Raw genomic sequence first — 9,850 nt, forward strand, 5'->3', positions numbered from 1 at the left:
GTCGCGCCACGGGTCGACGCCGCCTCCGACGTCAGCCACCCGAGGCCCGACGTGTCATTCGCAGGCGATCCCGTCTCGGTCGCGGTCGAGCTTGAAGGAGTAGCCGGGCTGACCGGCGTAGATGGGCGCGGCGCCCGCCGCCCGGACGGCCGAGCAGTTGGCGTAGTAGACACTTGCAGCCGCGTCGGCAGCGGCCTTGGCCTTCGCCGCCTTGGCGGCGGCCTTGGCTTTGGCTGCGTCGGCGGCGGCCTTGGCTTTGGCTGCGTCGGCGGCGGCCTTGGCTTTCGCTGCGTCGGCGGCGGCCTTGGCTTTGGCTGCGTCGGCGGCGGCCTTGGCTTTCGCTGCCTCATCAGCGGCCTTCGCCTTGGCCTCGGCGGCCTTGGCGGCAGCAGCCACGGCCAGCGCGTCGGTGTCCGCGGCGGAGGTCGCAGGCGCCGCGGGCTGGGTCTCGCTGGCCACCTTCGCGTCGACCAGGCGGACCTGGTCAGTTCCGACGGTGGGACTGCTTCCGCAAGCTGTCAGGCTGACGAGGACGGCGGCAATAGCGCATGCTGCGCGAACGGTGGACTTCATGAGCTCCCCTGGTGACGTGTATGGCCATGACCGTACGGTCACTCGTGACAAATGACTGGAAAACGGCGGAAAAGGGACCACTGTCTGAGAATCGGGTGTGAGTCAGCTGGCGGCTCGCTGCATCTTCTCCGGCGGTCCGTTGCGCTCCCGGGGACACGGGTACTGGGCCAAGGTGAGATCCGACAAGGGCGAGCAGCTCTACCCGCCGCATGTGCTGCGCGAGTATGCGCTCTTGGGGGACGGCGAGCGCGGCGTGCTCGTCGGGCCGCGGGGCGACTACAGCTGGATGTGCGCGCCGCAGTGGCAGGACGACGCCGTCTTCTCATCGTTGATCGGAGGACCGGGCACCTACGCCGTCACCCCCACCCAGCCCTTGTTCGTGTGGGGCGGCCGGTACGAGGACGGGACCCTCATCTGGCACAGCAGGTGGGTCTCGACCGACGCCATCACCGAGTGCCGGGAGGCCCTCGCTTTCCCCGGCGACCCCCGTCGGGCCGTCATCCTGCGCAGGATCATGGCGCTGTCCGGCAGGACACGCGTGCGCGTTCTGCTCGACGTGCGAGCCGGATTCGGCAAGCACCGGATGGCGCAGCTGCACCGCGACGACAACGGCACGTGGAGCGGCCGGTCCGGGGCCGTGCACTTTCGGTGGAGCGGTGCGCTCGAAGCGAAGGTCAACGAGGACGGCATGCTCGAGCAGGTCATCGAGCTCGACCCCGGCGAGCACCACGACCTGGTCCTGGAGGTCAGCGGTGAACCCTGCCGGGGTGAACCTCCGGACGCGCACCTGTGCTGGACGGCGACGGAGTACGCCTGGCACCAGGCCGTGCCCACCCTCGACATGACAATCGCCCCTGACGACGCGCGACAGTCCTACGCCGTGTTGCGCGGGATGACCAGCGGAACGGGAGCGATGGTGGCCGCGCCCACCATGTCGATGCCGGAGCGGGCCGACACCGGCCGCAACTACGACTACCGCTACGCCTGGATCCGGGACCAGTGCTACACCGGAGAGGCAGTCGGTGCCTGCGGGGCGCACCCCCTCCTCGACAACGCCGTCACGTTCGTGACCGAGCGCGTACTCGCGGACGGACCCCGGATCAAGCCGGCGTACACCATCGACGGGGGCACCGTGCCGGACGAGCGCGACGTCGGGCTCCCGGGCTACCCGGGAGGCTCGGCGAAGGCCGGCAACTGGGTCAATGACCAGTTCCAGCTCGACAACTGCGGCGAGGCCCTGCTGCTGTTCGCCATGGCCGCCGGGCATGACCACCTCGACATCGACGGCTGGCACGCGGCCCAGACCATGGTCGACACGATCCGTGACCGCTATCTGGAGCCGGACTATGGCATCTGGGAGCTCTATCCCGCGCGCTGGGCGCACTCACGGCTGATCTGCGCCGCCGGCCTCAAGGCCATGGCCGTCCACGCACCGCCGAGCGACGGCTCGGAGTGGACGGCGCTTGCGGACCGCATCATCGCCGACTGCTCGAACGAGTGCCTGCACGAGCAAGGACGTTGGAAACGCGCTCCTGACGACGACCGGGTCGACGCCTCCCTGCTGCTTGCGTCGATCCGTGGGGCGGTGCCCCCGGCAGACCCCCGTACCGTGCAGACCTGGGAGGCGGTCCGCCGCGACCTTGGCCGGCAGGGTTACGTCTACCGGTTCAGCCAGGACCCCCGCCCGCTCGCGGATGCGGAGGGCGCCTTCCTGCTCTGCGGGTTCGACATGGCCATCGCGACGCACCAGCAGGGCAAGCCCGTCGAGGCTGCTCGCTGGTTCGAGCGCAACCGGGCGGCATGCGGCTCACCGGGCCTGTTCACCGAGGAGTACGACGTCGAGCAGCGCCAGCTGCGGGGCAACTTCCCGCAGGCCTTTGTGCACGCCGTGATGATCGAGGCCGCGCAGAAGCTCGCTCAACCACCAGGAGAGGTCACACCATGACGCACCCCCAGCACCAGACCGTCGTCGTCACCGGGTCCACCGGCGGGATCGGACGGGCAACCGCGCGCGCCTTCGGGGAGCGGGGTGCATCCGTTGCCCTGCTCGCCCGCGGACGTGCCGGCCTCGAGGCGGCGCAACGCGACGTCGAACATGCGGGCGGTAAGGCACTCGCGATCCCCACGGACACAGCCGACCACGAGCAGGTGGAGGCCGCGGCTGCCCGGGTCGAGGAGGAGCTCGGCCCGATCGACGTCTGGGTCAACGTCGCATTCACCTCGGTCTTCTCGCCGTTCTGGGAGATCTCCCCGGAGGAGTTCACGAGAGTGACCGAGGTCAGCTATCTCGGCTTCGTCTACGGCACCATGTCCGCCCTGCGCCGGATGAAGCCGCGGGACCACGGCACGATCGTGCAGGTCGGCTCGGCCCTGGCCTACCGCGGCATCCCGTTGCAGACGGCCTACTGCGGCGCCAAGCACGCGATCCAGGGTTTCAACGAGGCGCTGCGCTGCGAGCTGCTGCATGAGCGCAGCAACGTCCACGTGACGATGGTGCAGATGCCGGGTGTCAACACGCCGCAATTCCGCTGGGTGCTGTCGCGACTGCCGAACAAGGCCCAGCCGGTTCCGCCGATCTACCAACCGGAGATCCCGGCCAATGCGGTGTTGTATGCCGCTGACCACCCGGAACGCCGCGAGTACTGGGTGGGCGGCAGCACCGTGGGCACCCTCATAGCGAACAAGTTCGCAGCGGGCCTGCTCGACCGCTACCTCGCAAGGACCGGGTTCAGCTCACAACAGACGGACGAGAAGTGTGACCCCGACCAGCCGGCCAACCTGTGGGAGCCGGCCGACTCCGACCGCGACTTCGGTGCGCACGGCGTGTTCGACAGCCGCTCCACGAGTCGTTCCTACCAACTGTGGGCCTCGCAGCACCACGGCCTGCTCGGTGCGATCGGGGCGGGTGTCGCGGGCGTGGCCGCAGCGGGCCTCGTCGCAGGCCGGGCTCGACGATGAGGTCAGGTCCGCTGGAAGGCGGGAGAGCGGCATACGGACTCGTTCTGCTCTGGCGCCCGGGCATGTTGCCCAAGCTCCTCGGAGCGCGCCTCGTCCTGCAGGGGGCGGTCACCCTGCTCGCCTCCGACGCGGACCGGTCCGGCCGCCGCGCGCTGCACGAGCTCGGCGCCGTCGTGGACGCGCTGCACTCCGTGAGCATGGTCGGTCTCGCGATCGTGTCGAGCCGGCGACGGCGTGAGGGCACCGAGCAAGCGCTCGTCGCCGCCGGCTTCGCAGCCGGCGAGGCACTCGTCGTCCGCTCCTTGAGCTGATGCCGAACACCGACTGATCGCGCGGACGCTCCTCACCCACAGGCGTGCTGGCGGATGCTGGCGCCGCCATTTCCACCTGCCCAGTGCAGCAGTCCTTCACGCCTCAGCGGGACATGTCATCGACCATCAGTGAGCATCGTCGTGAGCCGTGTCCACGGCAGCACTGCAGTTGCCGCTGGAGTTAGCAGCGGGCGCGTAGAGTGGCCGCCCTGCGAGTCAGGTGCTCCCGCTCCTGCAGGTTGGGCGTGCGCGAGCCGGCGTCCGCATAGAACTGGGCGGCAGCGGCATACTCTCCGGCCCGCTCGAGCAGGAAGGCGCGCGCAGCGAGGTAGCGGTGGTGCTCCCCCAGGGTCTCCGTCAGGTCGTCGAGCTCGGCGAGCGCAGCGTCGGGACCGAGGACGTGGGCCATGGCCACGGTCCGGCTGAGACGTGCGATCGGGTTGGAGGTGAGCGCGACCAGCTCGTCATACCACTCGAGGATCTGCGGCCAGTCCGTCTCGGCGGCCGTCGCCGCGTCGTCCTGCAGCGCGGCGATGGCGGCCTGCAGCTGGTACTCGCCCCGGCGGTTCTGCTGCAGCGCGCCCTGTAGGAGGCGGACGCCCTCGGCGATCTCCGCGCTATCCCACAGGGTCCGGTCCTGCCATGCTCGACGCTCGGGGGACAGCGTCCGCCACCGCGCCAACCGCGGCATGAGCATGCATCCCACAATGGGATTCATTGCGGTATGATAGTCGCCATGACGACACAGATTGCTGTTCGCCTTCCCGATGAGATGGTGGCATTCCTGGACCGCACCGTCGCGGGCGGGAAGGCCGCCAGCCGAGCCGCAGTGGTCGCATCCGCGCTGGAGCGCGAGATGCGGCGACAGGCTGCTGAGCAGGATGCGCACGTTCTGCGGCAGCGGGGTGCCGCAGACGACCTCGACGACCTTGTGAAGTGGACGGGCAGCCATGTTGAGGTCGAGGACTGATCGGTGCGGGAGATCTGCCTGGTACGACTGGACAAGACCCGGCCGGCGCTCATCCTGACCAGAGACGCCGCCCGAGGCGCCATGACCAAAGTGACGGTGGCTCCGATCACGACCACGATCAAGGGGTTGTCAAGCGAGGTCCGTGTGGGGCCGGAGAACGGGCTCGACCACGAGTGCTCCGTCGCTCTGGACAACGTCGTCACCGTTTCGGTGGACCTTCTCGGGCGTACCGTCGGATACCTCAGCGTCGAGCAGGAGGCCGCCCTTGCGCGGGCTGTGGTCCTGGCCTATGACTTGCAGGTGCCGCTCCTCGAGTGACGCTCGCGAAGCCTGCACCGCGGCAAAGTCGGACGAGCGTAGCCGTCCTCAGCGCGGCAGTTGCGGACGTCCTGCGAATCTCCCGATGAGCGTCTGCGACTACGTGGCGTTGCCGATGCCGGCTCCTCTGTGCCGACGGCGGCCCGCCTCAGTTGATGATCTCGCCGCCTTCCTTCGAGAGAAGCACCGAGAGCCGCTCCCGCCACAGTTGCCGCTGTTCCGGTGTCAGCCGCGTCCACTCGGGGATCTCGCCAATGATCCGCAGCGGGGCGCTGGTGCGGTAAGACCGCGTGGGATTACCGGGGAACTTCTTGTCCGTCACGTTCGGGTCGTTCTCGTATGCCCCGGTCGGCTCGACTGCGTAAACCCTGGGGCATGCGGCGCCCCCTGACAGTTCTGCGGCGATCTCGGCGGCTAAGCCGGCGCCGTCGATCAGAGCGGTGAAGTACACGTGGTTCATCACGATCTCGGGACGGTAGTTCGACCGGTGGCCAGCCGTGAGCAACTCACCTACGCCTAGCTCCGCGATCGTCCCGTGGATGAACGGACCGCCATCGAGCGGTTCGGCCACCTGAAATCCTCCTGGCTAGGGGTGGAGGCGCGAGTTTGTCACGCCGCCGGGGCCTTGCCGCAAGCCCCCGCCCGCGGAATATCCTGGAGCTGGCAAGGGTGCTCCACGCGGCAAAGTCGGACGAGCGTAGCCGTCCTCCACGCGGCAAAGTCGGACGAGCGTAGCCGTCCTCCACGCGGCAAAGTCGGACGTCCTGAAGGGCGCGCGTCGAACGCTCTTGGCGCTCGGGGGCTTCTAGTGTTGGACGAACACGAACTTCGGAGGACGCATGGCGCCAGGACCCGAGAAACGTCTGCCTGGGCAGAGCAACGCGGAGTACGGCGGCCGCCCGGACCCTAATGCCGAGTTCCTGGTCACTCAGTCCTTGCACAGCAGTTGGGACTTGTCCTGGATCATAAGGGCAAGCAAGGCGGTGTTCCGCTGGTCGGGCCGCCGCAACCGCCCCAAGTAGGCAAGTCTTCGCTATCCGTGGAGCGACCGCTCTGCGGCATAGTCGGACGAGCGTAGCCGTCCTCCACGCGGCATGAGTGCGCGTCAAGCAAATGTCGACGATGGCGCGAAGTCAACGTAGAGTTGACGTCGTGGAGGTTGTGCGCTCGGCCCTGAGGCACGGGATCGACGCCGCCGACATCGAGCACGCATGGACCAACGCCATCCGGCTCGTGGAATATGAATACGACGGCGAGGACCGCCTCCTCGTAATCGGCCCTGACCAACATGGCCGAATGCTGGAACTGGTCGCGGTGCCTGCCGGTCAGCCCACCCGCATAATCCACGCCGACAGGCTCCGACCGTAGTTCTTCGACTATCTGAGATGAGGTGAATGACATGGCAAACCTGAAGACCAACCACGACCGCACTGGCTTGGACCACCTCGACCCCTCCACTCATCCGGCGCGCGACGCCGCGTCCTTCCGCCGCATCCTTGCGGCAAAGAACGGTCTCGCGGTCGCAGAGCAGGAGCTGCGCGACGCGGTCCGAGCCGCCCGTCAGGCGGGCGACTCCTGGACCGTCATTGGTGCCGCGCTCGACATCACGCGGCAAGCCGCGCAGCAGAGATTCGGAGACCACTGACAGCGGCAGTTCCGGACGTCCCTTGCTCGACGCCGCGGGGGAGCGCGCCGCGAGATTAACTTGATCGCGTGGCGACCTTCCGCACCGTGCTTGAGGCGACCGGCGGCAATAACGTCGGCATCCTTGTGCCCGAGTCAGTAGTGCTGGCTTTCGACCGCGGGAAGCGAGTGCCCGTCATTGTGACGATCGATGGCGGCTACACGTTCAAGACGACCATCGGGGTGATGGGAGGTCGCTACCTCGTCTCGTTCAACGCGGCGACCCGGAAGCAGACGGGCCGCGGCGCGGGCGACGAGGTCGAGGTGGAACTCTTGGCCGACCCCGAGCGCTGAGGGTCAGTTGGCTCTGCTCGCGCACCGAACGCGGCAAAAGAGTGCGTTCGACTATGAGCGTGCCCGACTGCATCGTCGGATGAGCCTCCGGCGCGCGCGGCACGTCGCGGTGTCGTGCGCCGGGGCCAGCCAAGCGTCCGGTCGGGCCACGCTGCCCGAGCCTCCCCCGACCAGCCTCAGGACTGCACCTCGAGGTGCTGGTGCCAGGACTGCGTGCAGTAGTCGGTGACCCACCCCATCGCCGAGTAGAGGCCGTCGGCACCGGTCGGTGAGTCGGCGTCCACCTCGAGGCCGACGCGGTTGCGTCCCTGGCCGGCGGTCTCGGCGATGACCCGGTTCAGCAGCGCCTTGGCCACGCCGCGACCGCGCGCCCGGCGGTGCACGCCGATGTAGTCGATGTAGCTGCCCTCGATGCCGTCGGCATCGGGCGGCAGCACCGTGGAGACGACCGCGCCGGCGGGCAGCTCGCCGTCGTCGGTCTGCACCGTGGCCAGCCACCAGTGGTCCCAGCGGTGGCCGGGGTCCTCCCGCAGGCGCATGACGAACTCCGGGAAACTCTCGCGGTAACTGCTGAAGTGGTCCTGGAACGACTCCTCGAGCACCCGATGCACGGCCTGCAGGTCGGCAGCCACGGGGAGCCCGTCGTCGTGCTCCTCGACGGGGCGCACCCTGACGCCCTCGCGCGGGCCTGGCAGGCGCGTGGCCTCATCGGGCGTGACCCTCCGGGTCATCTGCAGCCACGTGCGCGTGCGCTCGTACCCGGCAGCCGTGAGCCAGGCCTGCTGGCGCGGGTCGTCGGCGTAGGCACCAGAGTCGAGCAGGGTCGAGCGCAAGCCACGCATCGCGGCGATGTCGAGGGCGTGCCGGCGCCCCGAGGCGAACAGCGCAGCCGCCAGTGCCGTCGCGTCCCCGTCAGGGAGCGTGGGCGCCACCGTCACCTCGAGCACGGTTCGCCCGGCTGCACGGTCGTGCACCGACAGCCAGGCGACGAGTGCACCCGCGGGGTCGTGCACGAGGGCCTGCCGACGCGTCCACGACCCGACCCCGGCGAGCTGCCCGAGCACGGCGTCGGGGTCGACACGCGAGGACCCCTTGGCGGCGCGCTGGTGCTCGGCGAGCAGCGCGGTCACCGCCGGTGTGTCGTCGGCGTGGGGTACTCGCGCGGTCCACGGGCGGGGCAGGTCGAGGGTCACTGGCAGCTCACGCATGGGCCCACTCTCACATCCCCTCGGCGCCGAACCGGCAGCGTCTGGCCCTAGGCGTGAGCGCCCGAGCGCCTGCTCGAAAGCGCCGGGACCAGCGTCCGCACGTCTGCCGAACGGTCAGCGGCAGATGAGTGCGTTGCCGTCTCAGGGCTTCGAGGCGCGAAAGAGCTGAGGTAGGACTTCGACGAGTGTCTCCAGCGCGGGGTCCAGCGGCATCGAACCGATCTCGTCGATGGACTGCGCAGCCTCGTCCAGACCAAGCGCGCGGAGTGTTCTCGCCAGCGGCTCGCCCTCCAGAAGGACCTGTACGCCCGGTTCGTACTGATCGATGACCAGATCGACGCAGCATCCAAGGCCTCGTGGCTGGGCATTGGCCTGGGGCAGCCGCGGGAACCGGTCGCTGAGTTCGTCATGGCCGGCGCAGTAGATCACTTCTGTGTCGCCGCCTTGCCCCGCCATGAAGCCCTCGCGCGTCAACAAACCGTCGAGCGCGGCGGTCGTTGAAGCGGCGAAGTCCATCTGTGCATTGTCCCAGGAGCCGTCGAGTCCTGAGCTGATCGCGGCAGATGCGTGCGTTCACTCGTGTCCCGTGACCTCGGCGATCAACTCCGCGAACAGCCGCCAGGTGGGCGTATCAGCACCGGCGGCGCGGCGATCAGCCTCTTGATCGTCTTCCACGCCGACTCGTGCGTGGGGCGAAGGCTCATCGGCCCATCAAGCTGCACTCTCCCTGCGCGGTAGGTCCGAGTGCTGCCACGGGTGCCCTCCCCGTTCGGACAGCGTTCGTGGGTCAGGCGCTGCTGTCGCCGCTGAAGGCCACACCATCGACCATCACCAAGCAGTCCTCGTCGATGAACTGGGTCGTGGAGGTCATTCGCGCGGGGAAGCCGGCCGGTGGGAAGCGCTCGGCGAAGTACCGCTCCATGCTCGGCAGGTCGTTGATGTCCTTGAGCCAGACGTGCAGCTTGACCAAGTGACTCAGCGCTAGGCCGTGGCCGTCGAGAGTCCGTGACAGGTGGTCCAGCGTGCCCGCCATCTGTTCTGTGAAGTCGTTACCGAAGCCGCGATGCAGTCCCAGGAAAACGAAGCCTCCTGCGGCGACAGCCGAGGAGTAACTGTATGGCGTCGGAGTTCGGACGATTTCTGACACGGCTCTTCTTAGGTCGGGCGCACGCTCACGTAGGGACTTTCGAACACCTGTCCGAGACCCTAGCGCAGGAGGGAAGCACTCAGGCTCACCACCGGAAGCCTGCAGATGCCCTCTGGAGCCAGGCCGATGCGAAGATCCGAGCGGGCTTTCCCGCCGCCGCGGTGATCGGATTCGGGCGGTGACGTGAACGCACGGCTTTCGGCATGACAGGAGGATCACGACCCGGCAATCGCGATGCCCGCTGCCCCGGTCCCCGGCGGCTACGCGGCGCGTGATGAGCCTGCATGCGGCCCGTCCGGGTCCGGGGGGCAGGCGACGAGGTGAGTCGGAGGGGGCGGCGCATCGGCCCGCCGGAGAGGGTCCGGCATACTGTGAGCCGGAGGTTGGT

Annotated in this window: 14 protein-coding genes; 8 read left to right on the top strand and 6 right to left on the bottom strand. The window is 68.6% G+C overall.

Annotated elements, in window-relative coordinates:
- Positions 1 to 54: 54 nt before the first annotated feature.
- Entirely contained in the window at positions 55 to 573 is a 519-nt protein-coding gene (locus N864_RS25605; RefSeq protein WP_081793412.1) for an excalibur calcium-binding domain-containing protein, read from the bottom strand.
- 97 nt (positions 574 to 670) lie between these two features.
- On the opposite strand from N864_RS25605, the gene N864_RS05830 reads away from it, so the two are divergent.
- The 3 genes from N864_RS05830 (at position 671) to N864_RS05840 (ending at position 3,842) form a co-directional block, all read left to right on the top strand.
- A complete protein-coding gene (locus tag N864_RS05830; RefSeq protein WP_205620868.1) occupies positions 671 to 2,518 on the top strand; it encodes a glycoside hydrolase family 15 protein in 1,848 nt (615 codons plus the stop codon).
- Positions 2,515 to 3,531 (top strand): SDR family oxidoreductase, encoded by a 1,017-nt coding sequence (locus N864_RS05835; protein WP_034714492.1) that lies wholly within the window; start codon positions 2,515 to 2,517, stop codon positions 3,529 to 3,531. Before N864_RS05830 ends, N864_RS05835 begins: the two co-directional genes overlap by 4 nt.
- Before the next feature lie 62 nt (positions 3,532 to 3,593).
- A complete protein-coding gene (locus N864_RS05840) occupies positions 3,594 to 3,842 on the top strand; it encodes a hypothetical protein (protein ID WP_034714493.1) in 249 nt (82 codons plus the stop codon).
- Between the two features lie 181 nt (positions 3,843 to 4,023).
- On the opposite strand, the gene N864_RS05845 is transcribed toward N864_RS05840, so the two are convergent.
- A complete protein-coding gene (locus N864_RS05845) occupies positions 4,024 to 4,560 on the bottom strand; it encodes an RNA polymerase sigma factor (RefSeq protein ID WP_155892829.1) in 537 nt (178 codons plus the stop codon).
- A gap of 18 nt (positions 4,561 to 4,578) precedes the next feature.
- Between N864_RS05845 and N864_RS05850 the strand changes: the two genes are divergently transcribed.
- Both N864_RS05850 and N864_RS05855 read left to right on the top strand, forming a co-directional pair.
- The gene (locus N864_RS05850; RefSeq protein ID WP_034714532.1) at positions 4,579 to 4,812 is read left to right on the top strand and encodes a YlcI/YnfO family protein; all 234 of its coding nucleotides are present in this window, start codon (positions 4,579 to 4,581) and stop codon (positions 4,810 to 4,812) included.
- 3 nt (positions 4,813 to 4,815) lie between these two features.
- Positions 4,816 to 5,130, top strand: coding sequence for a type II toxin-antitoxin system PemK/MazF family toxin (locus tag N864_RS05855; RefSeq protein ID WP_034714495.1), 315 nt, complete (start codon positions 4,816 to 4,818; stop codon positions 5,128 to 5,130).
- Between the two features lie 148 nt (positions 5,131 to 5,278).
- On the opposite strand, the gene arr is transcribed toward N864_RS05855, so the two are convergent.
- Positions 5,279 to 5,701, bottom strand: coding sequence for an NAD(+)--rifampin ADP-ribosyltransferase (gene arr / locus N864_RS05860; protein ID WP_034714497.1), 423 nt, complete (start codon positions 5,699 to 5,701; stop codon positions 5,279 to 5,281).
- A 581-nt stretch (positions 5,702 to 6,282) separates the two neighbouring features.
- Here arr and N864_RS05865 point away from each other — a divergent pair.
- The 3 genes from N864_RS05865 to N864_RS05875 all read left to right on the top strand — a co-directional run bounded on the left by N864_RS05865 (position 6,283) and on the right by N864_RS05875 (position 7,107).
- Positions 6,283 to 6,498, top strand: a complete 216-nt coding sequence (locus N864_RS05865) for a BrnT family toxin (RefSeq protein WP_034714499.1) — start codon at positions 6,283 to 6,285, stop codon at positions 6,496 to 6,498.
- 31 nt (positions 6,499 to 6,529) lie between these two features.
- Positions 6,530 to 6,775 carry a hypothetical protein gene (locus N864_RS05870; protein ID WP_034714501.1) on the top strand — a complete coding sequence of 82 codons (246 nt, stop codon included), beginning with the start codon at positions 6,530 to 6,532 and terminating at the stop codon, positions 6,773 to 6,775.
- A gap of 68 nt (positions 6,776 to 6,843) precedes the next feature.
- Positions 6,844 to 7,107: a DUF1905 domain-containing protein gene (locus N864_RS05875; RefSeq protein WP_051518241.1), complete on the top strand. Its 264-nt coding sequence runs from the start codon at positions 6,844 to 6,846 to the stop codon at positions 7,105 to 7,107.
- A gap of 176 nt (positions 7,108 to 7,283) precedes the next feature.
- Here N864_RS05875 and N864_RS05880 read toward each other — a convergent pair whose 3' ends face one another.
- The 3 genes from N864_RS05880 to N864_RS05890 form a co-directional block, all read right to left on the bottom strand.
- Positions 7,284 to 8,315 (bottom strand): GNAT family N-acetyltransferase, encoded by a 1,032-nt coding sequence (locus tag N864_RS05880; protein WP_034714503.1) that lies wholly within the window; start codon positions 8,313 to 8,315, stop codon positions 7,284 to 7,286.
- A 141-nt stretch (positions 8,316 to 8,456) separates the two neighbouring features.
- Positions 8,457 to 8,831, bottom strand: coding sequence for a hypothetical protein (locus tag N864_RS05885; RefSeq protein WP_034714505.1), 375 nt, complete (start codon positions 8,829 to 8,831; stop codon positions 8,457 to 8,459).
- Between the two features lie 271 nt (positions 8,832 to 9,102).
- Positions 9,103 to 9,462: a RidA family protein gene (locus tag N864_RS05890; protein WP_034714506.1), complete on the bottom strand. Its 360-nt coding sequence runs from the start codon at positions 9,460 to 9,462 to the stop codon at positions 9,103 to 9,105.
- Between the last annotated feature and the right edge of the window lie 388 nt (positions 9,463 to 9,850).

The sequence above is a fragment of the Intrasporangium chromatireducens Q5-1 genome (assembly GCF_000576575.1).
Classification (GTDB): Bacteria; Actinomycetota; Actinomycetes; order Actinomycetales; family Dermatophilaceae; genus Intrasporangium_A; species Intrasporangium_A chromatireducens.